Origin of the sequence: Novosphingobium sp. UBA6272 (assembly GCF_002440635.1) — a bacterium.
GTDB lineage: Bacteria > Pseudomonadota > Alphaproteobacteria > Sphingomonadales > Sphingomonadaceae > Novosphingobium.
The window spans coordinates 1-25763 of sequence record NZ_DJUW01000027.1 but is presented as its reverse complement, the minus strand read 5'-3'; the positions used below and the strand labels follow the sequence as shown (position 1 = coordinate 25763).

General features: G+C 65.0%; 21 protein-coding genes and 1 riboswitch. Of the genes, 5 read left to right on the top strand and 16 right to left on the bottom strand.

Annotated elements, in window-relative coordinates; all coding sequences use genetic code 11:
• Window positions 1-72: 72 nt before the first annotated feature.
• Window positions 73-1620, bottom strand: a complete 1548-nt coding sequence (locus tag B2V17_RS12785) for an acetolactate synthase large subunit (protein WP_292998279.1) — start codon at window positions 1618-1620, stop codon at window positions 73-75.
• Between the two features lie 117 nt (window positions 1621-1737).
• Here B2V17_RS12785 and B2V17_RS12780 point away from each other — a divergent pair, with 117 nt between their 5' ends.
• Window positions 1738-2961 carry an NAD(P)/FAD-dependent oxidoreductase gene (locus B2V17_RS12780; protein WP_292998277.1) on the top strand — a complete coding sequence of 408 codons (1224 nt, stop codon included), beginning with the start codon at window positions 1738-1740 and terminating at the stop codon, window positions 2959-2961.
• Here B2V17_RS12780 and B2V17_RS12775 read toward each other — a convergent pair.
• The 12 genes from B2V17_RS12775 to B2V17_RS12720 all read right to left on the bottom strand — a co-directional run bounded on the left by B2V17_RS12775 (window position 2958) and on the right by B2V17_RS12720 (window position 15382).
• The gene (locus B2V17_RS12775) at window positions 2958-3581 is read right to left on the bottom strand and encodes a trimeric intracellular cation channel family protein (protein WP_292998275.1); all 624 of its coding nucleotides are present in this window, start codon (window positions 3579-3581) and stop codon (window positions 2958-2960) included. The two genes, B2V17_RS12780 and B2V17_RS12775, sit on opposite strands and share 4 nt — an antisense overlap.
• Entirely contained in the window at window positions 3578-4252 is a 675-nt protein-coding gene (locus B2V17_RS12770; RefSeq protein WP_292998273.1) for a PepSY domain-containing protein, read from the bottom strand. The genes B2V17_RS12775 and B2V17_RS12770 overlap by 4 nt, the downstream gene beginning before the upstream one ends.
• Window positions 4253-4264: 12 nt before the next feature.
• On the bottom strand, window positions 4265-4468 hold the full coding sequence (locus tag B2V17_RS12765; protein WP_292998271.1) for a hypothetical protein: 204 nt from the start codon (window positions 4466-4468) through the stop codon (window positions 4265-4267).
• A 56-nt stretch (window positions 4469-4524) separates the two neighbouring features.
• Window positions 4525-5370: a hypothetical protein gene (locus B2V17_RS12760; RefSeq protein WP_292998269.1), complete on the bottom strand. Its 846-nt coding sequence runs from the start codon at window positions 5368-5370 to the stop codon at window positions 4525-4527.
• 1 nt (window position 5371) lies between these two features.
• Complete coding sequence (lpdA, locus tag B2V17_RS12755; protein ID WP_292998267.1) at window positions 5372-6772, bottom strand: dihydrolipoyl dehydrogenase; 1401 nt, start codon at window positions 6770-6772, stop codon at window positions 5372-5374.
• A 120-nt stretch (window positions 6773-6892) separates the two neighbouring features.
• Entirely contained in the window at window positions 6893-8131 is a 1239-nt protein-coding gene (gene odhB / locus B2V17_RS12750; RefSeq protein WP_292998265.1) for a 2-oxoglutarate dehydrogenase complex dihydrolipoyllysine-residue succinyltransferase, read from the bottom strand.
• An 11-nt stretch (window positions 8132-8142) separates the two neighbouring features.
• Complete coding sequence (locus B2V17_RS12745; protein WP_292998263.1) at window positions 8143-10956, bottom strand: 2-oxoglutarate dehydrogenase E1 component; 2814 nt, start codon at window positions 10954-10956, stop codon at window positions 8143-8145.
• Window positions 10957-11070: 114 nt separating this feature from the next.
• Window positions 11071-11961, bottom strand: a complete 891-nt coding sequence (gene sucD, locus B2V17_RS12740; RefSeq protein ID WP_292998261.1) for a succinate--CoA ligase subunit alpha — start codon at window positions 11959-11961, stop codon at window positions 11071-11073.
• Window positions 11962-12027: 66 nt separating this feature from the next.
• Window positions 12028-12546 (bottom strand): hypothetical protein, encoded by a 519-nt coding sequence (locus B2V17_RS12735; RefSeq protein ID WP_292998259.1) that lies wholly within the window; start codon window positions 12544-12546, stop codon window positions 12028-12030.
• Window positions 12539-13501 (bottom strand): malate dehydrogenase, encoded by a 963-nt coding sequence (gene mdh / locus B2V17_RS12730; protein ID WP_292998257.1) that lies wholly within the window; start codon window positions 13499-13501, stop codon window positions 12539-12541. Before mdh ends, B2V17_RS12735 begins: the two co-directional genes overlap by 8 nt.
• Window positions 13502-13795: 294 nt before the next feature.
• Window positions 13796-14113 (bottom strand): hypothetical protein, encoded by a 318-nt coding sequence (locus B2V17_RS12725; RefSeq protein WP_292998255.1) that lies wholly within the window; start codon window positions 14111-14113, stop codon window positions 13796-13798.
• Window positions 14114-14221: 108 nt separating this feature from the next.
• Window positions 14222-15382 (bottom strand): cell wall hydrolase, encoded by a 1161-nt coding sequence (locus tag B2V17_RS12720; RefSeq protein ID WP_292998253.1) that lies wholly within the window; start codon window positions 15380-15382, stop codon window positions 14222-14224.
• Window positions 15383-15563: 181 nt separating this feature from the next.
• Window positions 15564-15750: riboswitch (cobalamin riboswitch) on the top strand.
• 93 nt (window positions 15751-15843) lie between these two features.
• Here B2V17_RS12720 and B2V17_RS12715 point away from each other — a divergent pair.
• From B2V17_RS12715 to B2V17_RS12700, 4 genes are all read left to right on the top strand, one after another.
• On the top strand, window positions 15844-17712 hold the full coding sequence (locus B2V17_RS12715; protein WP_292998251.1) for a TonB-dependent receptor plug domain-containing protein: 1869 nt from the start codon (window positions 15844-15846) through the stop codon (window positions 17710-17712).
• A 155-nt stretch (window positions 17713-17867) separates the two neighbouring features.
• The gene (locus B2V17_RS12710; protein ID WP_292998249.1) at window positions 17868-18683 is read left to right on the top strand and encodes an ABC transporter substrate-binding protein; all 816 of its coding nucleotides are present in this window, start codon (window positions 17868-17870) and stop codon (window positions 18681-18683) included.
• Complete coding sequence (locus B2V17_RS12705) at window positions 18680-19639, top strand: FecCD family ABC transporter permease (RefSeq protein WP_292998247.1); 960 nt, start codon at window positions 18680-18682, stop codon at window positions 19637-19639. The genes B2V17_RS12710 and B2V17_RS12705 overlap by 4 nt, the downstream gene beginning before the upstream one ends.
• The gene (locus B2V17_RS12700; RefSeq protein ID WP_292998245.1) at window positions 19636-20370 is read left to right on the top strand and encodes an ABC transporter ATP-binding protein; all 735 of its coding nucleotides are present in this window, start codon (window positions 19636-19638) and stop codon (window positions 20368-20370) included. Before B2V17_RS12705 ends, B2V17_RS12700 begins: the two co-directional genes overlap by 4 nt.
• A gap of 50 nt (window positions 20371-20420) precedes the next feature.
• Here B2V17_RS12700 and B2V17_RS12695 read toward each other — a convergent pair whose 3' ends face one another.
• The 3 genes from B2V17_RS12695 to B2V17_RS12685 all read right to left on the bottom strand — a co-directional run.
• Window positions 20421-22598, bottom strand: a complete 2178-nt coding sequence (locus tag B2V17_RS12695) for a M3 family metallopeptidase (RefSeq protein WP_292998243.1) — start codon at window positions 22596-22598, stop codon at window positions 20421-20423.
• A gap of 82 nt (window positions 22599-22680) precedes the next feature.
• A complete protein-coding gene (locus tag B2V17_RS12690) occupies window positions 22681-24708 on the bottom strand; it encodes a M13 family metallopeptidase (protein WP_292998241.1) in 2028 nt (675 codons plus the stop codon).
• Window positions 24709-24837: 129 nt separating this feature from the next.
• Window positions 24838-25763: hypothetical protein (locus B2V17_RS12685; protein WP_292998239.1), on the bottom strand; the 926-nt coding region annotated here is incomplete at its 5' end.

The window sequence follows — 25763 nt, the reverse complement described above, 5'->3', positions numbered from 1 at the left end:
CTGCGCGTTGGTGGTTCGAGACGGGCCTTCGCCAAGCTCAGTCCCTCCTCACCATGGGCGACATTTTGATTGTCACAGCAACGCTTCGATCAATCGCGGTCCCTTCTGCGCCAGCGCATCGGCCAGGGCAGCGCGGAAGCCCTCGGCGGTATCGACCCGCACCGCCGGCACGCCCATGCCTTGGGAAATCTGCGACCAGTTGATCGCCGGGTTCCTGAGGTCGAGCATCGACAGCGCCTTGGGTCCCGCGTTCTGCACGCCGACCCGCATCAGTTCGATGTTGAGGATCGCATAGGAGCCGTTGTTGAGGATGATGGTCGTCACGTCGAGATTTTCGCGCGCCATCGTCCACAGCGCCTGAACGGTGTACATCGCCCCGCCATCGCCATGCAGCGCGATCACCTTGCGGTCCGGGCAGGCCACCGCGCAGCCGACCGCGAGCGGCAAGCCCTGGCCGATGGCTCCGCCGGTCAGTTGCAGCCAGTCGTGCTTCTTGGCGGAGGCACAGGCCAGCATCGAGGCGCCGCCTTGGGTCGCGCCTTCGTCGGAGACGATCGCGTTTTCGGGCAGCAGTTCGGCCAGAATTGCGCCCAGATTGGCGCTGTTGAGCGCGCCTTCCTGCGCCGGAAAGCTGGCCGCCTGCTGGACCAGTGCCGGCTCGGCGGGAGCATCCAGTGCAGAGGCGACGCCCGACAGCGCGTGCAGCGCATCCTCGCGCAGGCTGGCGAGGCGCACCAGCGTGGCGCCTTCGGGCGAGAGCCAACTCGGCTTGCCGGGATAGGCGAAGAACGAGACCGGCGGTTCGGTACCGCAGAACACCACAGTCTTGAACTCGGCCATGAAGGCCTGTGCCTGCTCGCCGAAATAGGGCAGCTTCTCAACCGCGACCCGGCCGATCCCGCGCTGGTGGCGGGTTGCAAAGGTTTCGGCGACCAGCCGGCAGCCGGTTGCCGCTGCGATCCGCCCTGCTTCGACCAGTGCTTCCTCGCGCAGCGCCCGCCCGCCCAGGAACAGGCACTTGGGTCCGTCACAGTCCTTCAGCGCCGCTGCCGCAGCGGCAATCACAGTGTCGGGCGTCTTGGGCACTTCCGGCACGGATAGCGGGGCGACGCTTTGCGAACCCTCGGTCCAGGCATGGTTGGCGGGGACGATCACGGTGGCAATCTTGCCGGGATAGCCCTGGGCCACGGCAAAAGCTTCGGCCCCGGCCTGGGCCAGGTCGCGTTCGGAGGTGGAGGTGCGGACCCAGTCCGACATCGGCCGCGCGACGCCTTCGGTGTCCGAGGTCAGCGGGGCGTTGAAATGCTTGTGATAGGTGGCGTGCTCCCCCACCATGTTGATAATCGGGCTGCCGGCCTTCTTGGCATTGTGGAGATTGGCAAGGCCATTGCCCAGACCCGGGCCGAGGTGCAGCAGCGTTACCGCCGGCTTGTCCGCCATGCGGCCATAGCCATCGGCCGCCCCGGTCACCACGCCTTCGAACAGGCCCAGGATCGCGCGCATTCCGTGCTGGCGATCGACCGCCGCCACCAGCTGCATTTCCGACGTGCCGGGATTGGCGAAACAGACCTCCACACCGCAGGCATGCAGGGTTTCGATAAAGGCTTCCGCACCGTTCATTTCAGTCAGTCCTCCCTTGCAACCAGTCGTAGCGGGGCTGCCCACCGGCGCAACAGGATTGTGCGATTGCCCGCCTCCGCTATGGCGAATGCACAGCGACGGAGGACGAATCGCGCCATGAATTACGACGTGCTGATTGTCGGGGCCGGGCAGGGCGGCGCCTATGCCGCGATCCAGCTGCGCCAGCTGGGTTTCGAAGGCTCGATCGCGCTGGTCGGGCGCGAGGCTGAGCCGCCCTATGAGCGGCCGCCGCTGTCCAAGGAATACATGCTGGGTGACAAGACCTGGGAACGGCTGCTGATCCGCCCGGCCGATTTCTGGGCCGGCAAGGATATCGCGCTGAAACTCGGCGTAGAGGTCGTCTCGCTCGATCCGGCGGCCAAACGGGTCAAGCTGCAAAGCGGGGACGAGATCGGCTATGGCAGCCTGATCTGGGCCACTGGCGGCGATCCGCGCCGACTGAGCTGCCCGGGCGCAGAACTGAACGGTGTTTACGGGGTGCGGACCCGTGCCGACGCCGATGCAATCCTGGCCGAGCTCGACCACGTCAGCCGCGCGGTGATCGTCGGCGGCGGCTACATCGGGCTCGAAGCAGCGGCTGTGCTGCGCAAGCTGGGCAAGGAAGTGACCCTGCTCGAAGTGCTGCCGCGCGTGCTGGCGCGGGTGGCGGGCGAGGAACTTTCCGCCTTCTACCAGGCCGAGCACCGCGTCCACGGGGTCGACCTGCGCACCGAAACCGGGATCGAGGCGATCGAGGGAGAAGGCCATGTCACCGGTGTGCGCCTGTCCAACGGATCGCTGGTCGAATGCCAGCTGGTGATCGTCGGGATCGGGATCGTGCCTGCGGTCGGCCCGCTGATCGCGGCCGGGGCAGCGGGCGGCAACGGCGTCGATGTCGATGAGTTCTGCCGCACCAGCCTGCCCGATGTCTATGCGATCGGAGACTGCGCCGCCCATGCCAACCGCTTTGCCGATGGCGCGGTGATCCGGCTGGAAAGCGTCCAGAACGCCAATGATCAGGCCAGCTGCGCGGCCAAGGCGATCGTCGGAGATCCGCAGCCCTATGGGGCAACGCCGTGGTTCTGGTCGAACCAGTATGACCTCAAGCTGCAAACTGTCGGCCTCTCGGGCGGACACGATCAGGCAGTGCTGCGCGGCGATCCGGCCAGCCGCAGTTTTTCGGTGCTGTACCTGCGGCAGGGCAAGCTGATCGCCTGCGATGCGGTCAATGCGATCAAGGACTATGTCCAGGCGCGCAAGCTGGTTGAAGAAGGAGCGGTGATCGCGCCGGAGGACCTGGCAGATATCAGCCGCCCGCTCAAGGAATTGGATCGGCTCTAGTCGCCGTCGCGGCGATAGCTGGGCAGCGCCAGTCCGCGGCTGATCGCCAGGCCGCGCAGCGCGAAACCGGCCAGCGCCGCCAGGGTCCAGACGAGGGCGCGTGGTAGCTCCAGAACAGCGCCTAGCGCGCAGAGCCCGGACGCCAGCGCTGCGGCGGTGACGTAGATCTCGGGCCGCATGATGATCGATGGCCGACCGGCCAGCACGTCGCGGATCACTCCGCCGATGCAGCCGGTAATCACCCCCATCAGCACCGAGGGAACCGGCGGAATGCCAAAGGCCAGCGCCTTGGCCGTGCCGAGCACCGAATAGGCCGCGAGGCCGACCGCATCGGCCCAGTCGAGCAGTTTCCCTTCCCACCACTTGCGCGGGGTGAACCAGGCGATCAGCGCCACGCTGAGGCAGACCGGCGCGACCCACGGATCGCGGACCCAGAACACCGGCACCCCGATCAAGAGATCGCGCACCGATCCGCCGCCAACCCCGGTGACCAGCGCGAAAAAGGCCATCGTCACGAAGGTCTGCCGCAGCCGCGCGGCCAGCAGCGCCCCGGTCAGCGCGAAGACCGCCGTACCGGCCAGGTCGAGCACGGCCGGGATTTGCGGCAAAGCGGTGCTCATCGCGCAGTCCGCCGGCGCCGGAACAGCAGGGTCGTGCCAAGCACGCTGCTGACCAGCGCAATCACCGAGAACAGCCACAGCAGCGGATGGCTTGCGTTCTCACGGCCAAGCGGGTCCATGATGTGCAGCCCCCACATGAAGTCGTAGGCGCGCCACCACTTGCTGCGCAGCGCCAGCACTTCGCCGGTATCGGCATCGATGTATACATGGGTGCCATCGGCAAAGGCTGCCTGCCACGAGGGCCGCTCGCGCCGCAGATCGAGCGGCGCGGCGTCGGCGCCGAAGCGCTGCAGCGAAACCAGCGCCGCATCCCCGGCAAAAGTTGCGCGGGCAAGCTCGCGGGCTTCGGCTTCGCCAACCGGCGGGATCGGCATTCCGTCCGCGGCATAGCGGGCCTGGTTACCGGCGTTGTCAGTCACCACCCAGACCGCCGCACCCTTCTGCTCGGTCAGCGTCAGGCGCTTGACCGGGCCAGGCAGGCGCGGTGCGGTAAGGTTCGCGGTGGGGATCAGGGCAGCGGGCCGACGCAACTGCTCGCCGCGCACATCCTCGATCGGGCGCAGCGTCATGAACAGGCCGCTCAGCGTCCAGAGGATCAGCGGGATCGCCGCCAGCCAGCCCAGCCAGATGTGCCAGCGGGCAAAGCGTTGCATCGGGGTGCGGCGGGCCATGCGACGCGCGCCTTATTCGTCGTCGATGTGCTCGCGAAGCTTTTCGATCAGCACCTGGATCCGGGTCGCCGCCTCGGAGAAGGTGACGATGTCTTCGCGGTTGTTGTTCATCCGCGCTTCCTTGGCCGCCTCGGCATAGCCTTCCAGATCGACTTCGAGCGCATCGACCAGCATCTCGAGTTCGTCTGGGGAGAAGCTAAGGGTAATGTCGGCCATGGAACTTGCTTTCTTTCGGTTAGTTTGCGCGCCGGATGGTTGGCGTGGTGCTTGTCCTAGCGCGAAAACCGCAGCACCGCGAGGGCCAGGCCATAGCCCAGAATTGCCGAAGCGCCATAGCCAACAAGTGGCTGGGGATAGGCAGCCAGCAGCGATGGCAGCGTGAAGCCGATCATTGCCCCGGTCAGGCCCCTGGCCGCCAGATGCCGCTCGGCGCTGGCCCGTGTCAGCAGCCAGGGCGGAAGCACCAGCGCCAGCACCAGCGCCAAGGCCATCACCAGGCCCAACACTGGATGAATCGTGAAGCCATCAGACAAGGCAGTTTCGACGAAGGCCACCGGCCCCAGAGGATCGGGCTTAAATGCGGTCAGCACCATCGCCGTCATGGTGATCAGCCGCGCGGCATGCTCGATCGGGGCGAGGACCCTTCCGGTAGTGGCGAATAGAACGCCGCAGGCGACGGCCATGGTGGTGGCGAAATCAGGTTGCAGCCAGGCCAGCACGCTGCATAGCCCGGTGGCGGCGAGCGAGGGCAGATCGCGGCGATGGGCCAGCACCGTGATCAGAGCCGGGACCAGCAACATTCCCGGATGGAGACTCAGGCCGCCCAGCTCTATCCACCGCTGCACGCCCAGCATGGCAGGGCCAATCAGCAGGCTGGCTGCGATCGAGATCGGTGCTGCCAGCAGCACGAGGTTGCCCAGTATTTCGCTGCCGCGTTCCCCGGGGATCAGCAGCACCAACGCCGTCAGCATCAGTGCCCCGGCATTGACCGGCGCATAACTGGCCGGGGCCTGGCCAAGGCTGAAGGCAATCAGCCCCGAACCGACCGCCAGAGCCAGAACCGCAAGCGCGCCAAGTCGCTCGCTCTGCGAAGCTCCGGCTGCGGCCGGACTGACCATGTCAGATATGGATCGGCTTGCCGGTCACGGCCATCGCCGCTTCCTTGACTGCTTCGCTGTGGGTCGGGTGGGCGTGGCAGGTATAGGCGATGTCTTCCGATGTGGCGCCGAATTCCATCGCCAGCGCGGCCTCGGCGATCATCGTGCCGGCGACCGAGGCGATTGCCCAAACGCCCAGCACCTTGTCGGTCTTGGCATCGGAGATCACCTTCACGAAGCCTTCGGGCTCATGGTTGGTCTTGGCCCGGCTGTTGGCCATCATCGGGAACTTGCCGACCTTGATCTCGCCCTGCTCCTTGGCCTGCTCTTCGGTCAGCCCGACCCCGGCGAATTCGGGCATGGTATAGACCACACCCGGGATCACCGCGTGATTGACGATGCCGACGCCGGTGGCGATATATTCGGCTACGGCGATGCCCTCGTCCTCGGCCTTGTGCGCCAGCATCGGGCCGGGGATGACGTCCCCGATCGCGCGGACGCCATCGACCTTGGTCTTGAAATCGTGCCCGGTTTCGATCTGGCCGCGCGCGTTGAGCTCAAGCCCGATCTTGTCGAGCCCAAGCCCTTGGGTGTTGGGCCGGCGGCCGATTGCGACCAGCACGCAATCCGCCTCGATCGTCTCGGCCGTGCCGCCCTTGGCCGGTTCGAGGGTGAGGGTGGCCTTCTTGCCCTTGACGCTCGCCCCGGTCACCTTGGTGCCGAGCTTCAGCTCCATGCCCTGCTTCTTGAAGATCTTCGCGGCTTCCTTGCGCACGTCGCCGTCCATGCCGGGGAGCAGCTGATCCAGGAACTCGACCACGGTCACCTTGGCGCCGAGCCGGCCCCAAACCGAGCCCATTTCCAGCCCGATCACCCCGCCGCCGATTACCACCAGATGCTGCGGCACTTTGCCCAGCGCCAGCGCGCCGGTTGAATCGACGATGATCCCCTTGTCGTTGTCAACCTCGACCCCCGGCAGCGGCGTGACGCTCGATCCGGTGGCGATCACAACTTCCTTGGCGGTATAGTCCTTGCCGGCGACGGTCACGGTATGGGCGTCCTTGAAGGTGCCGTAACCCTTGAGCCAATCGACCTTGTTCTTCTTGAACAGGAACTCGATCCCGCCGGTCAGGCCCTTGACCGCCTCGGCCTTGTCAGCCTGCAGCGCAGCCAGATCGAGCTCGACCTTGCCCAGCTTCACGCCATAGCGCGCCAGCGATCCACTGGCCGCCTCGGCATACTTTTCCGACCCGTGGAGCAGCGCCTTCGAGGGGATGCAGCCGACGTTGAGGCAAGTCCCGCCCAGCGTCTCGCGGCTTTCCACACAGGCCGTCTTCAGCCCCAGCTGCGCCGCGCGGATCGCGCCGACATAGCCGCCGGGACCGGCCCCGATGAAGATCACGTCATAGTCGTATTCAGCCATGGTGGCCTCCGTTCCGCAGGGGGCTTCGACAAGCTCAGCCCGAGCGGGAATTGGTTATCTGGTTCAAACACAACATCCGTTCATCCTGAGCCTGTCGAAGGATGCCGCGCGTCATTTGCATCACAAATCGATCAGCAGCCGGGTCGGATCCTCGATCGCTTCCTTGATGATCTTCAGCGCAGTCACCGCCTCGCGACCGTCGATCAGGCGGTGGTCGTAGCTTAGCGCGAGGTACATCATCGGGCGGATCACGATCTGGCCGTCGCGGACCACCGGACGGTCTTCGATCCGGTGGAGGCCCAGCACCGCCGACTGCGGCGGGTTGATGATCGGGGTCGACATCAGCGATCCGAATACCCCGCCGTTGGAGATGGTGAAGGTACCGCCGGTCATGTCGGCCATGGTCAGCGAACCTTCCTTGGCCTTCTTGCCATAGTCGGCGATCGCCTTCTCGATTGCGGCAAAGCTCATGTCCTGCACATCGCGGACCACCGGCACGACCAGGCCATTGGGGGCCGAAACCGCCACCGACATGTCGACGTAGGGGTGATAGACGATTTCATCGCCCTCGATTCTAGCGTTGACGCTGGGAATGTCCTTCAGCGCCAGGCAGGCGGCCTTGGCGAAGAAGCCCATGAAGCCCAGGCGCACGCCGTGCTTCTTTTCGAAGGCGTCCTTGTAGGTCGCGCGCGCGGCCATCACCGCGCTCATGTCGCAATCGTTGAAAGTGGTGAGCAGCGCCGCAGTATCCTGCGCTTCCTTGAGCCGCTTGGCGACGGTCTGGCGCAGGCGGGTCATCTTGATCCGCTCTTCGCCGCGGCTTCCGGCAGCGGCAGCAGCCGGCGCGGCCACCGCGGCAACTGCCGGGGGCGGCGTGGCGCTCTTTGCGGCAGCTGCGGCGACGACGTCTTCCTTGGTGATCCGCCCGTCCTTGCCGGTGCCCTTGATCGCGGCCGGATCGATCCCGTGTTCCAGCACCGCACGGCGCACCGCGGGGGAGAGCGCGGCGGCGGCATCGCTGGCCGCGGCGGGAGCAGTGTCCTGCGGCGGGGCCGAGTTCGAGGCGGGGGCGACCGGGGCTTCGGTTCGAGCCGCGACCGGTTCGGCCCCGGCAGCGGGCGTGCCGTCCTCGATCGTCGCGATTACCGCTCCGACTGCAACGTTGTCGCCTTCCTTGGCGAGCAGCTGGCCCATCACCCCGGCGACCGTGGCGGTAACTTCGACCGCGACCTTGTCGGTTTCCAGGCTGGCGATCGGCTCATCGAGCGCGACAGCTTCGCCAGGCTTCTTCAGCCATTCGCCGATGGTTGCTTCGGATACGGATTCGCCAAGGGTCGGAACTTTAACTTCAGTGGACATCTTGTTCTTCCTCAAGCCTTTTTACGGCGACGGATTTCACTGCGGATCGAGGTGCCGAGCGCGTGGGAGATCAATGCGCCCTGTTCGCTTTCGTGGCGCTTGGCGAGACCGGTGGCCGGCGAGGCGCTGGCGATCCGGCCGGCGTAGCGTGGGCGGGTGACCTTGCGCTTGGCGGCGATCAGCGCTTCCTCGATGAACGGTTCGACGAAGAACCAGGCACCGTTGTTCTTCGGTTCTTCCTGGCACCAGACGACCTCTTCGAGGCCCGGCATCTTAGAGAAGCGCAGCGCCAGCGGCTCGCCCGGGAAGGGGTAGAGCTGCTCAAGCCGGATGATCTGCGTATCATCGATCCCGGCGGCGTCGCGCGCTTCCATCAGGTCGTAGGCGACCTTGCCCGAGCACAGGATCACCTTGCGGGTATCCTTGTCGGCCGAGCCATTTCGGTCGGACAGGATCCGCTTGAAGTGGGCCTCGCCCAGGAACTCGCTGGCCTCGCTCTTGGCCATCGGGTGGCGCAGCAAGGACTTGGGCGTCATGATGATCAGGGGTTTGCGGAAACCGCGGTGCATCTGCCGGCGCAGCACGTGGAAATAGTTGGCAGGGCTGGTGATGTTGCAGACCTGGATATTGTCCTGCGCACAAAGCTGCAGATAGCGTTCAAGCCGGGCCGAGCTGTGTTCGGGACCCTGGCCCTCGTAGCCATGCGGCAGCAGCAGAACCAGGCCATTGGCGCGCAGCCACTTCGATTCCGAGCTGGCGATGTACTGGTCGATCACGATCTGCGCGCCGTTGGCGAAATCGCCGAACTGGGCTTCCCACAGCACCAGGCTCTTCGGATCGGCGCTGGCATAGCCGTATTCGAAACCGAGCACGCCATATTCCGACAGCGGACTGTCGTGCACTTCGAACTTGCCGTGCGGCACGGTGCTGAGCGGCACGTATTTGCGCTCGTCGGTCTGGTCGACCCAGACCGAGTGCCGCTGGCTGAAGGTGCCGCGGCCCGAATCCTGGCCGGAGAGCCGCACGTTGAACCCTTCGGAAGCGAGGCTGCCGAAAGCCAGTGCTTCGCCGGTCGCCCAGTCAAAGCCCGAGCCGCTGGTGAACATTTCGCGCTTGGCATCGATCACCCGGGCCAGGGTCTTGTGGATCGTCAGGTCAGCGGGAACCGTGGTCAGCGTCCGGCCCAGGCTGTCGAACAGCTTGGGCTCGATCCCGGTCGGCACGTTGCGCCGCGCGTTCTCGGGGTCAGCCGGGGCGTGCAGCCCGGTCCAGCGCCCGGCGAACCAGTCGGCATGATTGCTCTTGTAACTCTTGGCCGCCTCGAACTCGCTTTCAAGCGTGGCGGTGAAGCGCATTTCGACTTCGGCGCCGTAATCCTTGTCGATCACGCCCTGGCTGACCAGCCGGTCGGCGTAGAGCTTGCTGACGGGAGGGTGCTGGCGGATGATCTTGTACATCAGCGGCTGGGTAAAGCCGGGCTCGTCGCCTTCGTTGTGGCCGAAGCGGCGATAGCACCACATGTCGACCACGATATCGCGGCCGAAGGTCTGGCGGTAATCGACCGCCAGCTTGCAGGCGAAAGTCACCGCTTCGGGGTCATCGCCATTGACGTGGAGGATCGGTGCCTGGACGCCCTTGGCGACGTCCGAGGGATAGGGCGAGCCGCGCGAGAATTGCGGGCTGGTGGTAAAGCCGATCTGGTTGTTGATGATGAAATGGATGCAGCCGCCGGTGTTGTAACCCTTCACGCCCGAAAAGCCGAAGCATTCCCAGACGATCCCTTGCCCCGCAAAGGCCGCATCGCCGTGGATCAGGATCGGCATGACCTGCTTGTGCTTGCCCGGGCCGATATCGTCGCGGAACATCTGGTTGGCGCGGGCCTTGCCCAGCACGATCGGATCGACCGTTTCGAGGTGGCTGGGGTTGGGGACCAGGCTCATGTGCACCTTGATCCCGTCGAATTCGCGGTCGGTGCTGGTGCCGAGGTGGTATTTCACGTCGCCCGATCCGCCGACGTCTTCGGGGTTGGCGGTGCCGCCCGAAAACTCGTGGAAGATCACGCGGTAAGGCTTGGCCAGCACGTTGGCCAGCACGTTGAGGCGGCCGCGGTGCGCCATGCCGTAAACGATCTCGCGCACGCCGCGCTGGCCGCCGTACTTGATCACTGCTTCCAGTGCCGGGATCATCGATTCCCCGCCATCGAGCCCGAAGCGCTTGGTGCCGACATATTTGCGGCCCAGGAACTTCTCGTACTGCTCGCCGCGCACCACCGCGCCCAGGATCGCCTTCTTGCCTTCGGGGGTAAAGTCGATCGACTTGTCGCCGCCTTCAATCCGGTCCTGGATGAAGCGGCGTTCCTCGACATCGGCGATGTGCATGTATTCGTAGCCGACCTTGCCGCAGTAATTGCGCTTCAGCACATCAACCAGTTCGCGCACCGTGGCCCATTCCAGGCCGAGCGTGCCGCCAAGGTAAACCTTGCGGTCCAGCGCAGCGCCGGAAAACCCATGGTAGGCGGGATCAAGATCGGCCGGCAGGTTCTGGTGGCTGAGCCCCAGCGGATCGAGATCCGCCCCCAGATGCCCGCGCACGCGGTAGGTGCGCACCAGCATCATCGCCCGGATTGAATCCGCCGCAGCTTCCTCCACCGCGCGCGCATCCATCGCCGCGCCGGCCTTGGCTGCCGCCGCCTTGACCGCGACCTGCATCTGCGTCGGATCGAGCGCTGCGGTCAGGTCGTCCTGCGCAGAGCGCCAGTCGGGACGGGCCCAGCTGGGACCCGGCTGGGGATCGTCGGGGAGGAAATCGTGGCTCTCGTTGCCCATCTCAGGCAGCCCTTTCCGTTTTGGTCTTCCGAGGCCGGAGCGCTCCCGGGGAGGAGAACGCGCATGCCCGCATCATGGTTGCCCCCGGCCTGAACCGGGGGCAGGGGTTTCTACTCAGGCGCGTTCCTTAAGCGCTTCGGCCAGCGTTTCGCCCAGCAGGCTGGGTGAAGCGGAGACGCGGATCCCGGCGGCTTCCATCGCCGCGATCTTGCTTTCGGCATCGCCCTTGCCGCCCGATACTATCGCCCCGGCGTGGCCCATGCGGCGGCCCGGAGGGGCCGTGCGCCCGGCGATGAAGCCAGCCATCGGCTTCTTGCGGCCGCGCTTGGCCTCGTCGATCAGGAACTGCGCGGCCTGCTCTTCGGCATCGCCGCCGATTTCGCCGATCATGATGATCGACTTGGTCTCGTCATCGGCCAGGAACAGCTCGAGCACGTCGATGAAGTTGGTGCCGTTGACCGGATCGCCGCCGATCCCGACCGCGGTGGTCTGGCCCAGGCCGATCTGGGTGGTCTGGAACACGGCTTCATAGGTGAGGGTGCCCGAGCGCGAGACCACGCCGACCGAGCCCTTCTTGAAGATCGAACCCGGCATGATCCCGATCTTGCATTCGTTCGGGGTCAGCACGCCGGGGCAGTTGGGGCCGATCAGGCGGCTCTTGCTGCCGGTCAGCGCGCGCTTGACCTTGACCATGTCGAGCACCGGAATACCTTCGGTGATGCAGACGATCAGCTCGATCTCGGCATCGATCGCCTCAAGGATCGCATCGGCCGCGCCCGGGGGCGGAACGTAGATGCACGAAGCGGTCGCGCCGGTGACGGCCTTGGCCTCGGCGACGCTATCGAACTGCGGCAGCCCGATATGCTCGGTCCCGCCCTTGCCGGGGGTCACGCCCGCCACCATCTGCGTGCCGTAATCGAGCGCCGCCTGGGTGTGGAAGGTGCCGGTGGCACCGGTCATCCCCTGGGTGATGACCTTGGTGTTCTTGTTTACGAGGATGCTCATTTTGAAATCCTTTGACGACCCGTGTCACCAGACACCAGCGAGTTCAGGCCAAGACATTGTTGCTGTTCAATAAACTTCCAGATTGATCAGGATGCCACCGACGCCAGAGTTTGGCGTCATGCGAATGTCATCCTTCGAGCCTGATATCGACCACTCGAAGTAGGTTTGTTTCTTCTCTTTGCTCGATTTGGCAGTCAGGCCTTCAGTCGCATCGAGTGCAGCCTTGACCGATCCGGAAAGCAATCCCGCTGTATCGGCGGGCGAAGTTGGTTGCACGACGAAACAGCCGTAGCGACCGCGCTTACCGGGTCGGATTAGGTATTCTCGCCCCGCTGCATCTTCGAAGGTGCGCATCGGTGCAGCACGGGTTCCATAGCCAGGCAGGTTCGGACCTTCCTTGATCCCACGTTGTGCCAGGATCGCGGCCACGGCCGCGTCCATCCCCTTGCCGCGGGTGGCCAAGCAGACGTCGCGAAACACCCCCACGGCCTTCCACCCCGCGTCGGGCAGCGGCACCTCTTCGCCTGCAAGTGGCGCGCTCAGCATCAGGCCAAGCGTCCCAAGTGAGGCGAGCGCCTTAACCAAGGGTAGGCTCAATCGCCTTGCAGGCCACCAGCAGTTCCTTGACCGCATCGACGCTGACCTGGAAGTTGGACTTGGCCTCATCGTCGAGGGCGATCTCGATGACTTCCTCGGCACCGTCCTTGCCGATCACCACCGGCACGCCGACATAGAGCCCGTCGAGCCCGTACTGGCCCTTGACGTGGACCGCGCAAGGCAGGATCCGCTTCTGGTCGCCGAGGTAAGCTTCGGCCATGGCAATCGCGCTGGTGGCGGGGGCGTAATAGGCCGAGCCGGTCTTGAGCAGGCCGACGATCTCGCCGCCGCCGGCGCGGGTGCGGGCAACGATTTCGTCGAGGCGGGCCTTCGAGCTCTTGCCCATCTTGACCAGGTCAGTGACGGGAATGCCGCTGATGGTCGAATATTCGAGCACCGGCACCATGGTATCGCCGTGGCCGCCGAGCACGAAGGCGTTGACGTCCTTGACCGAGACGCCGAATTCCCAGGCGAGGAAAGTGGCGAAGCGGGCGCTATCCAGCACACCGGCCATGCCGACCACCTTGTTGTGCGGCAGGCCGCTGAATTCACGCAGCGCCCAGACCATCGCGTCGAGCGGGTTGGTGATGCAGATCACGAAAGCATCAGGAGCGTGGTTCTTGATCCCTTCGCCCACCGCCTTCATCACACCCAAGTTGATGCCCAGCAGGTCATCGCGGCTCATCCCCGGCTTGCGCGGCACCCCGGCGGTGACGATCACCACGTCGGCTCCGGCGATGTCGGCATAATCGTTGGTGCCCTTGATCTGGCAGTCAAAGCCTTCAACCGGGCCGCACTGCGCCAGATCGAGCGCCTTGCCCTGGGGAATGCCTTCGGCAATGTCGAACAGGACGATGTCGCCCAGTTCCTTCTTGGCGGCGAGGTGTGCGAGCGTGCCACCGATCATGCCGGCGCCGATCAAGGCAATCTTCTTGCGAGCCATGTTGCGAAATCGTCCTTCCTGCGAATGCGGGATCGCGGCTGCAATTCGGACGACCTTTCCCATCCCGCTGGTTGCAGGTGTCCGGCTAATATCATCGCCCTAGTCCGGTGATTTCGCGATTGCAAGGTAGTAAAAGGTCGTAGGACCAACTATTTCGTGATAATAGTTCGCAATTGCAATAAGCAGTGTGACTTGCGCGCCGACGCGACAAGGGAAGGGCGCAACGCTGGCGTTGCGTACCTATCCTGTCGGTCAGGCCTGGAGCCAGACTTCCTTAGTTGGGTCGATCTTACGTCAGTGTTTGGCGCGCTTGGCCAGATTGCTTGCCAGCGCGGTCGCCATGCGCCGGTCGAGCGTACGGCAGATTGCCAGCCAGTGGAGATAGCCCGCACGATCTCCCGCGAAATGCGCGGTGCGGGCCTGGTCGCGGGCATCGGCCGCAGCGGCGAGGCCAAGCTTGGCAAAGTGCTGCAGGGCGGCGCGCAGCACGTTGCTGCGGCTCTCGCTATCGCCATTGTCATTGGCGGCGCGGGCGGTGATCCGGCCCTGCTGGGCGCGGACGAGATAGGAAGGCAGCGCCACCGGACGGGCAGCGGCAAAGCGGAGGGTCATGCGTTATGTTCTCAACCGGACTATTGGAATCGCGGTCTAGCAGCGCCGCGCTAAGCCTTGGTGTCGCGGAATGGTTGACGCGGTTTTACCAAGAGGGGCGGCGATCCCCTATTTCCCCGGCTGGCCGATCCACTGGCCGGAGTTCTGATATTCCGGCTTGACCGTCGAACCCGGCAATTTTTCGCCGGCGTACTGCTTGTCCCCGCCGCGCTGCTCGACGTCGGGGGCATAGCGCGGCGCGGCGGCCGGGCGGCCGACCGGCTGGCCGACATCGCCGGGCTGGTTAAGGCCGGGCGCGGCCTGGGCTGCGCTCTGATAGCCGCTGTCATAAGCCTTCTGCAGCGCCAGCGGATCAAGCACTGGATCGGGGGTCTTGTCAGCCGCCGGGTTGCGGGCGTGAGGCACGGCCATCGGCTCACCCCCGGCAAAGGCGAAGCGGAAGGTGCCGCTTTGGCCGGCCTTGCCCTTGAAGCTGTAGAAGCGGTGCGCGCCGATCGTGGTGATGAAGTTCAGGCTGGGCGCCCAATAGGGGTGGATCTGGATCGTGTGGTAATGGGTCGCGAGGCCGACGCTGGGTTCGACATAGCCCGCGAGTGCCGCCGCTGCGGTGCGCCGCGCGCGTTCCCAGAAAAAAGTGCTGGGCCGGCGACCCAATGCGCCGTCGCAGGTAAAGCTGAACTGGCAGCCGGTGCTGCGCTCGCTGCCCTGATAAACCACCCCGCAGACCGTGTTGGGATAGGCCGGATGCGCGACGCGGTTAAGCACCACCTGCGCGACCGCGCGCTGGCCCTGATCGGGCTCGCTGGCGGCTTCATAATAGATCGCGGCCGTCAGGCAATCGAGCGCGCGGCTGCGGTCGACGCCCGACAGGTCCATCCGCATCGCCCGGGCGACCGGCCCGCCGGCAAAGTCGGTCAGGCTGGCGAAGGTTCCGTCGCTGGCGAACTGGCCTTCGGCGATCATGTCGGGTGCGGTATCTTCAGCGGCGAGATAGTAGAACGCCGAACCGGGGAAACTCGCACCCTGCTGCTCGAACGGCATCGGCTCCATCGCGAAGTCAGAGCTGCCGGCGCTGCCGATGTTGAAATCGCGCCAGCTGTCGGGCGCGGCAAGGGCAGGGACTGCGACCGCCGCCAGCAGCACCAGCGCCCGCCGGCCGATATGCTTGCGCCGCCCCCGCGCGCCCAGCTTGCGCAGCCCGCGCCGCTTCAGCCGCGCGGCAAAGTCACGCGGGCGCGGTTCATAGGGAAGGGCGAAAGCGTGGTTCACTCGGGTCCTTTTGCAGCAGACTTACGCGCCGAGGCGCGTAGCCGGAGCGGCGAATTCCCGCCACGGCGCGTTTCGCGGCGTGCCGAAGCGGAACAGTCCCGCGCATAGCCGTGAAGCCTTCAAAAAATGCTAAGCGACCATGAAAAAGCTGGAACTTGCGCATTAGCGGCGGCGGGACTATCGCGCGGCCCACGTCACGGGTTGCCTGTGCAAGCAGGCCTAAGAGGGAAGCAGGTTCAAACCCTGCGCTGCCCCCGCAACTGTGACCGGGGAGTGATGGGCCCATTATGCCACTGGTTTCGGCCGGGAAGGCGGGTTCAAAGCGACGATCCGGGAGCCAGTAGACCTGCCCATGACGGTCGTTCCGCAGCCGGGCGGGGTGTACCGGAATGCAGCGCAAGGCCCGCAATGGTGCGGGCGCTTTCGCCATGAACGGCTTGTTCATGACGGGAGTATTGCGTGTGAAATATCTGTTATTGCTGGGTTGTTCGCTGGTTGTTGCTTCGCCTGCGGTGGCGCAGGACACCGTAGGCGGCGAGGATGAAGCGCGAATCTGCGCCGGCACTTGCATGACGACAGTGCCCTTGGATACGACGATTACCGTACTTGCCTCGGGCCAGAGCGAACGCGTTGACCTGAGCGGCCAGTCGATCAGCGTGATCGGGCTGGACGAAATCAAGCAGGTCCAGGGCCCGGACCTTTCGCGCGTGCTCGAACGCCTGCCCGGCGTCAGCCTGGCGCGCAGCGGGCCGCTGGGCAGCCAGACCAGCCTGTTCGTGCGCGGTGCGCCGTCCGAACAGGTTGTGGTGATGATCGATGGCGTGCGGATGCAGGATCAGGCCGCGCCATCGGGCGGGTTCGATTTCGGCACGCTGCTGACCGGCGGGATCGGCAAGATCGAACTGCTGCGTGGCTCCAACTCGGTGGCCTGGGGCAGTGACGCGATGGGCGGGGTGCTGGCGGTCACCAGCCGCGAATTCGACGGGCTCGACGCCGGACTCGAATATGGCGCCAACGATTCGGTTAGCGCCAATGCAACGCTGGGCAAGACCGGATCGGGCTATGGCCTGACCGCTTCGGGCGGCTACGTCTCGACCGACGGGATTTCGGCTTTCGCCCCGGGTACCGAGCGCGACGGATTCCGCCAGTGGCAAGGCGCGCTGCGCGGGCGGGCCGATCTGGCCGATGGACTGAAGTTCACCGCCACGGCCCGCTATGCCGATAGCCGGGTCGATTTCGACGGCTTCCCGCCGCCGACCTATGCCTTTGCCGATACGCTGGAATACCAGACCACCCGCCAGGCCAGCGGGCGCACCGGGCTTGAGTATGACAGTGATGGCTTCAGCCTGCGCGGCGGCGTCGCCCTGTCCGATACCCGCCGCTCCTATTTCGACCGCAGCTTTGGCCCGGCCTCCTCGTTCGACACCGTCGGGCGCAGCTGGCGCGTCGACGTTGCCGGCAAGATCGACGCCGGCGACCGGCTCGCCCTGCTGTTCGGCGGTGACAGCGAATGGACCCGGTTCTCGACCACGTTCGACAGCGAGAAGACCGCGCGGCTGTCCAGCGGCTTCGCCATGATCCAGTTCCAGCCCGGCCCGCTCAGCCTCGCCGCCGGGGTTCGGCTGACCGATCATGACCGCTACGGCAGCAACTGGACCTTCGGGGCCAACGGCACGGTTCGGCTGGGCGATGCCTGGCGGATCAAGGCCAGCTTTGGCGAAGGCTTCAAGGCACCGACGCTCAGCCAGCTTTATGGCTACGGCGGGAATGCGGGTCTCAAGCCTGAAACCTCGACCGCCTTCGATTTCGGCATCGAACATGGTAGCCGCAGTCGCGGGCTGTACTTCGCCGCTACCGCCTATCGACGCGACAGCTCGAACCTGATCGATTACGTTTCGCCGACCGGCTATTTCAACATCGGCCGGACCCGCGCGCAGGGCTTTGAACTCGAAGGCGGCGCGCAGGTTGACGAAAACCTGCGGGTCGGCGCGGTCTATAGCTACCTCGACGCCGTCAACCGCAACACCGGCACAGAACTGGCCCGCCGGCCCAGGCACGCGCTGACCTCCTCGATCGACTGGCGCACCCCGCTGGCTGGCCTCAAGCTGGGGGCCGATCTGCGGCTGGTGGGCGACAGCTTCGACGATGCCGGCAACCTCACCCGGCTCGATGGCTATGCCCTCGTCACGCTACGCGCCTCGGTGCCGTTGGGTGACAAGCTGGAGCTCTACGGCCGGGTCGAGAACCTGACCGATGAGAGCTACCAGACGGTCGCGGGATACGGCACCTATGGCCGCTCGGCCTATGCCGGGGTCCGCGTGAAGTGGTAAGAACGGCCAAAATCCTCCCTGTCGCGAAGCGATGGGGAGGTGGCAGTCCCAAAGGGACTGACGGTGGGGCCATTCCGCCAGTGCCGAAGGCCCCACCGTCAGCGCTGCGCCCTGCCACCTCCCCATTCGCGGCGCGAACAGGGAGGATCGTTTGGATGCTTCTCCCAATTTTACTCGCCGCATGCTCCCCCGCCGCGCCGCCGCAGGTCAAGGCACCGCAAAATCACCCCACCATCGTCAGCCTCAACCCCTGCACAGATGCGATTCTGGCGGAGGTCGCCGATCCACAGCAGCTGCTGGCGATCTCCAGCTATAGCCAGGACCCCGCCTCCAGCTCGATGGACCTGGCCCGCGCCCGGGCGATGACCGGGGTCAGCGGGACGGTCGAGGAAGTGCTGGCGCTGCGTCCGCAGGTGGTGGTTGGCTCAAGCTTTACCGCGCCGGGCACGCGGATGGCGCTGGAGCGGCTGGGCTACCGGTTCGAGGCGTTTGGCCTGGCCGGGACGATTGCCGAAAACAAGGCGCAGATCCGCAGCCTCGCGAGGATCGCCGGGCATCCGGAGCGCGGCGAGGCGCTGGTTAGGCAGATCGACGCCGCGCTCGCCGCCGCGGCGCCGCCGCCGGGGCCGCCGGTGCCGACCGTTGTGTGGCAATCGGGCGGGATCGTGCCGGGCGAGGGGACGCTTATCACCGAACTGCTGGCGCGCACCGGCTTTGTCAATTTCGCCGCCCAGAAGGGCCTGCATCAGGCCGAAATGCTGCCGCTGGAAGTGATGCTGGCCGATCCGCCGCGGCTGATTCTGGCGGCTGGAAATACCTATTCCGAAGAAGACCGCCTGCTCTCGCATCCGGCGCTGGCCGGACTGACGCGGACCCGGCGTGAGCGGCTCGATCCGGTGCTGCTGTGGTGCGGCGGGCCGACGATCATCAAGGCCGCCGAGCGGCTGGCGCAAGTGCGGCGTTCGCTGTGAGCCGGCCCAACCTGCTGCTGCTGATCGGCATCGTGCTGGTCGCGCCGCTGTCGCTGCTGGCAGGCCGGGTCTGGCTCGATCCGTTCGCGGATCTGTCTCCCAACGCCCTGATAATCCTGACCGAACTGCGCCTGCCGCGCGCCGTGCTGGCGCTGGTTTTGGGCGCGGGGCTGGGCGCGGCGGGGGCGGCGATGCAGGGCTATCTCCGCAATCCGCTGGCCGATCCCGGACTGTTCGGGATCGCCCCCGGCGCAGCGCTGGGCGCGGTGCTGAGCTTCTGGACCGGCCTTGCCGGAACCCCCTGGATCCTGCCGCTGTTCGCGCTGCTGGGTGCTGCCGGAGCAATGGCCTTGCTCGGCATGATCGCCGGACGGACCGGGTCGGCGCTGCTGTTCACCCTGGCCGGGATGATCATCGCCAGCCTGGCCGGGGCACTGATGAGCCTGGCGATCAGCCTTTCGCCAACGCCCTTCGCAATGAGCGAGATCGTCACCTGGCTGATGGGCGCGCTGACCGACCGGTCGTGGCACGAGGTGTGGTTCGCCGCACCACTGACCGTGGCCGGGATCGCGCTGTTGCTGCGGGCCGGCAAGGCGCTCGACGCACTGACGCTGGGCGAGGCAGCGGCGCGCTCGCTGGGGGTTGAACCGCGGCGGCTTCAGCTGCTGATGATCGGCGGGGTCGGGCTGACGGTCGGTGCGGGGGTCGCCGCGGCCGGAATCATCGGCTTTGTCGGGCTGATCGTGCCGCACCTGATGCGCCGTTACACCGATCGCCGCCCGTCCCAACTGATCGTGCCGAGCGCCTTGGCCGGGGCCTTGCTGTTGCTGGTCGCCGATTGCCTGTGCCGGGTGCTGCCGCTGCAGAGCGAGCTGCGACTGGGGATCGCCTTGTCGCTGTTGGGGGCGCCATTCTTCCTGGCGTTGCTGCTGCGGATGCGGAGGGAGCTGGCATGACGATCGCCGCCCAATCGCTTTCCCTCGGCACCCGGCTTGGCGGCGTAACCCTGCAATTGCGGCAGGGTGAGGTGACCGCGATCTGCGGCCCCAACGGCGCGGGCAAGAGCAGCCTGCTGACCGCGCTCGCCGGGATTCTGCCGCTGGACGGCGGGTCTGTCCGGCTCGACGCCGATCTGCTGGCCGATCTCGACCCGGCCGACCGCGCCCGGCGGATCGGTTTCCTGCCGCAGCAGGCCGAGCTGGCCTGGGACCTGTCGGTTGAGGTGCTGGCCGGGCTGGGCCGTCTGCCGTGGAACCTGGGCGCCGAGGCCGACCGTGCGGCGATCGACCGGGCTCTGGCCGACATGCAGCTCAGCGACTTCCGCCAGCGCCCGCTATCGCGCCTGTCCGGCGGAGAGCGGGCCCGCGCGATGCTGGCGCGGGTGCTGGCGGGCGAGCCATGCTGGCTGCTCGCCGACGAGCCGCTCGCCAACCTCGATCTGGCGCACCAGCTGACGCTGCTGCGGCATTTCCGCAAGCTGGCCGGGGAGGGACTGGGCGTGGCGTTGGTGCTGCACGATCTGGCCCAGGCGATGAACCATGCGGGGCGCGTGGTAGTGCTGAACGGTGGCCAGGTGGTCGCCGATGGTCCGCCCGAACAGGCGCTGTCGGCCGAGGTTATCGAACGGGTCTGGGGCGTAACTGCGCGCTGGCTGGGCGATCCGGGCGCACGGGCTCTGGTGGTTTAGTTCCTCTCCATTTTTGGCGAATGCCGCAAATGGAGAGGATCTAATTTGCCTTACTTCAGTCCGCGCGCCTTCAGCATCGGTTCGACGCTGGGATCGCGCCCGGCGAAGTTGCGGTACATCACCGAATAGTCCTGCGAATGGCCCTTCGACAGGATGGTGTCGCGGATGTGCTGCCCGTTCTTGCGGGTCATGCCGCCATTCTCCTTGAACCAGGCATAGGCGTCGTGATCGAGCATCTCGGTCCAGCTGTAGGCGTAATAGCCTGCGGCATAGCCGCCGCCCCAGATGTGGCGGAAATAGCTGGTGCGATAGCGGCTCGGCACCAGGCTGGTCTGCAGCCCCTTGGCGTCGAGCGAGGCCATGGTGCTCTGCTCAAAGGCGTTGACGTCGCTGGGGGTCATGCCCGGACCCATCGAGTGCCATTTCAGGTCGAGCAGCGCCGCGGTCATCACTTCACCCAGTGCATAGCCCTGGTTGAAGGTATTGGCCTTTTCGATCTTGGCGATCAGTTCGGCCGGCATCGGCGCGCCGGTCTTGTAGTGCTTGGCGAAGTTGGCCAGCACCTTGGGCTCGGTCATGAAGTTTTCCATGAACTGGCTGGGGAACTCCACGAAGTCGCGCGCGGTGTTGGTGCCAGAGATCGAGGGATAGCGCTGGTTTGACAGCATGCCGTGAAGGGCATGGCCAAATTCATGGAACATGGTGTTGGCATCGTCCCAGGTGATCAGCGCCGGCTGGCCGGCTGCCGGCTTGGTGAAGTTCTCAACATTGAACACCACCGGCTTGGTTCCGGTCAGCCCGTTCTGGTCGACGAAGTTCGACATCCACGCGCCGCCGGACTTGTTGTCGCGCTTCCACGGGTCGAAATAGAACAGTGCCAGCTCGCTGCCGTCCTGGTCATAGACGGTGTAGACGGTGACATCCGGATGATAGACCGGGATGTCGGTGCGCTTCTTGAAGGTCAGGCCATAGAGCTGGTTGGCGGCATAGAACACGCCGTTTTCCAGCACGTTGGTGATTTCCAGGTACGGCTTCACCTCGTTCTGGTCGAGCGCGTAGCGCTGCTTGCGCAGCTGCTCGGCGTAATAGTCCCAGTCTCCCGGGGTGACGGTGAACTTGCCGCCCTGCTTCTTGATCAGCGCGTTGAGATCGGCTGCGTCCTTCTTCTGGGCGGCGCCCAGCGCGGGCAGGAAGCCTTCGAGCAGGCCGATCGCGCGCTCCGGGGTCTTGGCCATCTGGTCGGACAGGGCATAGGCCGCGAAGCTGTCAAAACCGAGCAGCTTGGCCTTTTCCGCGCGCAGTGCCGCGATCTTGGTGATCAGGCCGCGGGTATCGTTGGCATCGCCGCGCTCGCTGCGGTTCCAGCTTTTCTCGAACAGAGCCTGACGGGTCGCGCGGTTGGTCAGCGATGCGGCGAGCGGCTGCTGGGTGGTGTTCTGCATCGACAGAACGAAGCTGCCCTTGGCCAGTCCGCGATCGGCCGCGGTCTTTTCGGCGGCGGCTATGTCGGCATCGGACAGGCCGGCCAGCGCCTTGCGGTCGGTCACCATCAGCGCGCCATCCTTGGTGCCCTTGGTCAGCTTCTGGCCGAAATCGGTCTGCAGGGTCGAAAGCTGGCCATTGATGTCGGTCAGCCGGGCCTTGTCGGCATCCGACAGGTTGGCACCATTGCGGACCATGTTTTCATAAGCCAGCGTCAGCACCTGCATCTGGTCCGGCGCCAGACCCAGTGTGTCACGGGCATCGTAAAGCGTCTTGATCCGGGCGAACAGTTTGGGGTTGAGCGTAATCGCATCGCGCGCCGCGGCCAGCTTGGGCGACATGCGGCTGTCGATCGCATCGAGGTTGTCGTTGGTGTTGGCCGAAGTCAGCGCGCCGAACACGTAATAGACCCGGGTCAGCATCTGGCCCGAATTTTCCATCGCCACCATCGTGTTATCAAATGTGGGTGCGGCAGGGTTATTGGCGATCGCGTCGATCTCGGCCAGCCAGATGGTGATTCCCTGCTCGATCGCGGGTTCGTAGTCGCTTTCCTTGATCTTCGAGAAATCGGGGGCCTGGAACGGCAGTGTCGAAGGCTCGGCGAAGATCCCGGTGCCCTTGGGAATGGCCGGAGCGTAGGGGGCCGGGGTAGCCGTGGCGACCGGGGCCGGAGCGGGTTCGGCGCTGGAAGCGGCACAGCCGGCCAGGACCAAAGCGGACATCGAAACTAGAGAAAGCTTGCGCATGGATCGGATCCTCATGGCAGATAAGGCAATGGGGGCAGCCTAAGCGCCGCCCCCGTGACTGGCAACTGAACGATACCGCCTCCTACCAGAGGCGGGCACGCTTATCGGGGGCGATGTAAAGCTTGTCGCCCGGCTGAACGTTGAACGCGGCGTACCAGGTATCGACGTTGCGCAGCGGTGCGAAGGCGCGATACTGGGCCGGGCTGTGCGGATCGGTCGCGACCTGATTGCGCAGCGAGGTTTCACGGGCCTTGGCCCGCCAGACCTGCGCCCAGGCCAGCAGCACGCGCTGTTCGCCGCTCATCCCGTCAAGCACCGGCGCATCCTTGCCGCCAAGTGCGGTGCGGTAGGCGTCGAGCGCGATCGAGATCCCGCCCAGATCGGCGATGTTTTCGCCCATGGTCAGGTCGGGGTTGATGAAGGCACCCGGCACCACTTCGAACGCGGCATATTGCGCGCCGAAGATCTTGGCCTGCTCTTCAAAGCGCTTGGCGTCTTCCGCGGTCCACCAGTCACGCACCGCGCCGGTGGCATCGATCTTGCGGCCCTGATCGTCGAACCCGTGGATGATCTCGTGCCCGATCACGCCGCCGATCGCGCCATAGTTGACCGCATCGTCGGCGTTGGGATCGAAGAACGGTGCCTGCAGGATGCCGGCCGGGAAGACGATCTTGTTTTCCAGCCCGCCATTATAGGCGTTCACGGTCTGCGGGTTCATGCCCCACTTCTTGCGATCGACCTTCTTGCCAAGGTCCGCCATGTTGTAGGCGGCGTTGAACTGTCCAGCGCGCTGGACGTTGCCGTACAGGTCACCCGCCACGATGTTGAGGCCGGCATAGGAACGCCACTTGTCGGGATAGCCGACCATCACTTCCATCTTGCTGAGCTTTTCGAGCGCGGCGGCCTTGGTCGTGTCGCTCATCCAGCTGTTGCTCTTGATCCGGCTGGCCATGGCGACCTTCAGATTGGCGACCAGCACTTCCATCTTGGCCTTCGACGAAGGCGGGAAGAACTTGGCGACATATTCCTGGCCGACCAGCTCGCCGAGCTGACCACCGACCAGGTCGACGCCGCGCTTCCAGCGTTCGCGGTTGACCGCAACGCCCGACAGGGTCTTGGTATATTCAAAGCGGTTATCGACCATCGCTTTGTTCAGATAGGGCGCGGCCTGATCTGCGACATGGAAGGTCTGCCACAGCTTCAGCGTGGAAAGCGGGGTCTGGGCATAGATCTGCGCGATTGCCTTGACCGCCGTGTTCTCACCCACGATCAGCCGCTTTTGCGCGGGCACCTTGGCCCCGGCAAAGTACTGCGCCCAGTCCAGACCCGGGGCATAGCTGGCCAGTTCGGCCGAGCTCATCGGATTGTTGACCTTTTCGATCTGGCGGCGATCGGCAATCTTCCAGCTCTTGTAGGCGATCTCGGCTTCGAAGCCCATGATGATGTCGGCGGCCTTTTCCGGATCGGCATTGCCCAGCATCTTCATCGTGCGGACGATATAGGCCTTGTAGGCCTCGCGCTGCTTCTTGAACTGGTCGGCGAAATAGTACTCGCGCTCGGGCAGGCCGATTCCGCCCTGACCCAGATAGAGCACGTTGATTTCCGGATTGGCGGTATCCGCGCCAACCCCCATGTCGATCACCGAGCTGCCGAAGCGGCCATTTGTGGCGCCCATGTAACGAGCGAACTGGGCCTTGGTCTGGATCGCGTTGACTGCGGCGACATCGCGCTTGAGCGGAGCGAGGCCGACCGCCTCGAGGCGCTTTTCATCCATGAAGCTGGCATAGAAGGCGCCAACCTTGCTGGTCGCCGGAGCGGCAGTGATCAGGCTCTTGACCTGATCCTGGGTCGTTTCGCGCAGGTCATAGAACGTGCCCAGGCTGGGACGATCGGCCGGGATCTCGGCCTTGTCGTACCAGGCGCCCGAAACGAAGCGGAAGAAATCGTCGCCGGGTTTGACCGACTTGTCCTGGCCGGTGGCATCAAAACCCCAGGCCCCGATCCGGGCCTTGGCGACAACCTCTGCAACCTGGGCGCCAAGCTGGGCAGTGGCGAACGGTACGGCCAGCGCGGCAAGCGCGGCACCGGCGATCAGCAGGCGTGACTTCATGATGGCAAACTCCCAAATCGCTTGGGCTACCGGCACTACCGGACCCGAAAATGACTGCCCCCGCCCTCGCGCGCGGGGGCAGGGGAGTCAATGTCGTTCGCCGAGGGAGATGGGGCGTTGGTGGATGCCTCAATTGAAGAATATCGAGAAGGGCACCCCCACAAACAGACCTATGGCGAAGTCGTCTTTTGATGTGTCATAGGCCATGCGAACTCCGCCATTGAGGCGTTTGCCATCCTTCGCGGGTGCAAGGTAGACTGGCAATTCCAGATAGAATGCATCGCTCTTCACTTCATAGCTTACGGTTGGAGCGATACCGATTTTGGCACTGTCAGCTGACCGTCCAAGGGCAAACAGCACTCTCGCTTCTCCACCGACCGTGTATCGATCCGATTGGACAGGTGCGCCAAGAGCCCCGGTAAAGCACTGAATCTGAGACCCAACTCCGTTGGGTGCGCAGAGCTCAACATCTTCGCCGGGGGTGAACGTCCTTGCATACGAGAACCATCCGGTGAGTGATGCGTTGCCTGAAGGGAAGATCCATCCACCAAACCCTTGCACCTTGTACTTGGTCTTACTGACTTCGGATTTGGTCAATGGGGTCTGCGTAAGATAGCCGTAGTTGGACCGTGCGAGAGTGCCGTTTAGGCCAAGGTACCAAACACCTTTGATGCCTTCATCGTCAGCAAACTCCCCAAGCTGACCACCCATATTTTGGTATGCGATCACTCCGGGATTTTCGTCGCCCTTGGTGTTCTCACACTTCTGGGACAGCAGTTTGGCCAAGGGCTTGATATCTTTGTCTTTGGTGTCCTCAGACTTGGCGATCTCGGACAATGCCCAACCTGGCCCCCAAGTTGGATTTGCGGTCATGAGCCCATCGACTCTGGTCCGGAGCGCTGTCGCTGTTGTTCGAGCTGCGGCTTGATCCTGCTGCGAGCTTACCCATACGCTCGAGCCTGCGTCCAAACAGAAGCTGACCAGGGCGTTTTCGCGGGCAATCAGGCTCCGAGGATCGGTTGAAAGTCGATATCTTGGCCTGCTGCCGGTTTGGC

Excerpts from the sequence above, each read along its gene's own strand:
- B2V17_RS12785 (WP_292998279.1), bottom strand. The coding sequence starts at position 1,620 with ATGAACGGTGCGGAAGCCTTTATCGAAACCCTGCATGCCTGCGGTGTG.
- B2V17_RS12780 (WP_292998277.1), top strand. The coding sequence starts at position 1,738 with ATGAATTACGACGTGCTGATTGTCGGGGCCGGGCAGGGCGGCGCCTAT.
- B2V17_RS12775 (WP_292998275.1), bottom strand. The coding sequence starts at position 3,581 with ATGAGCACCGCTTTGCCGCAAATCCCGGCCGTGCTCGACCTGGCCGGT.
- B2V17_RS12770 (WP_292998273.1), bottom strand. The coding sequence starts at position 4,252 with ATGGCCCGCCGCACCCCGATGCAACGCTTTGCCCGCTGGCACATCTGG.
- B2V17_RS12765 (WP_292998271.1), bottom strand. The coding sequence starts at position 4,468 with ATGGCCGACATTACCCTTAGCTTCTCCCCAGACGAACTCGAGATGCTG.
- B2V17_RS12760 (WP_292998269.1), bottom strand. The coding sequence starts at position 5,370 with ATGGTCAGTCCGGCCGCAGCCGGAGCTTCGCAGAGCGAGCGACTTGGC.
- lpdA (WP_292998267.1), bottom strand. The coding sequence starts at position 6,772 with ATGGCTGAATACGACTATGACGTGATCTTCATCGGGGCCGGTCCCGGC.
- odhB (WP_292998265.1), bottom strand. The coding sequence starts at position 8,131 with ATGTCCACTGAAGTTAAAGTTCCGACCCTTGGCGAATCCGTATCCGAA.
- B2V17_RS12745 (WP_292998263.1), bottom strand. The coding sequence starts at position 10,956 with ATGGGCAACGAGAGCCACGATTTCCTCCCCGACGATCCCCAGCCGGGT.
- sucD (WP_292998261.1), bottom strand. The coding sequence starts at position 11,961 with ATGAGCATCCTCGTAAACAAGAACACCAAGGTCATCACCCAGGGGATG.
- mdh (WP_292998257.1), bottom strand. The coding sequence starts at position 13,501 with ATGGCTCGCAAGAAGATTGCCTTGATCGGCGCCGGCATGATCGGTGGC.
- B2V17_RS12725 (WP_292998255.1), bottom strand. The coding sequence starts at position 14,113 with ATGACCCTCCGCTTTGCCGCTGCCCGTCCGGTGGCGCTGCCTTCCTAT.
- B2V17_RS12710 (WP_292998249.1), top strand. The coding sequence starts at position 17,868 with ATGCTTCTCCCAATTTTACTCGCCGCATGCTCCCCCGCCGCGCCGCCG.
- B2V17_RS12700 (WP_292998245.1), top strand. The coding sequence starts at position 19,636 with ATGACGATCGCCGCCCAATCGCTTTCCCTCGGCACCCGGCTTGGCGGC.
- B2V17_RS12695 (WP_292998243.1), bottom strand. The coding sequence starts at position 22,598 with ATGCGCAAGCTTTCTCTAGTTTCGATGTCCGCTTTGGTCCTGGCCGGC.
- B2V17_RS12690 (WP_292998241.1), bottom strand. The coding sequence starts at position 24,708 with ATGAAGTCACGCCTGCTGATCGCCGGTGCCGCGCTTGCCGCGCTGGCC.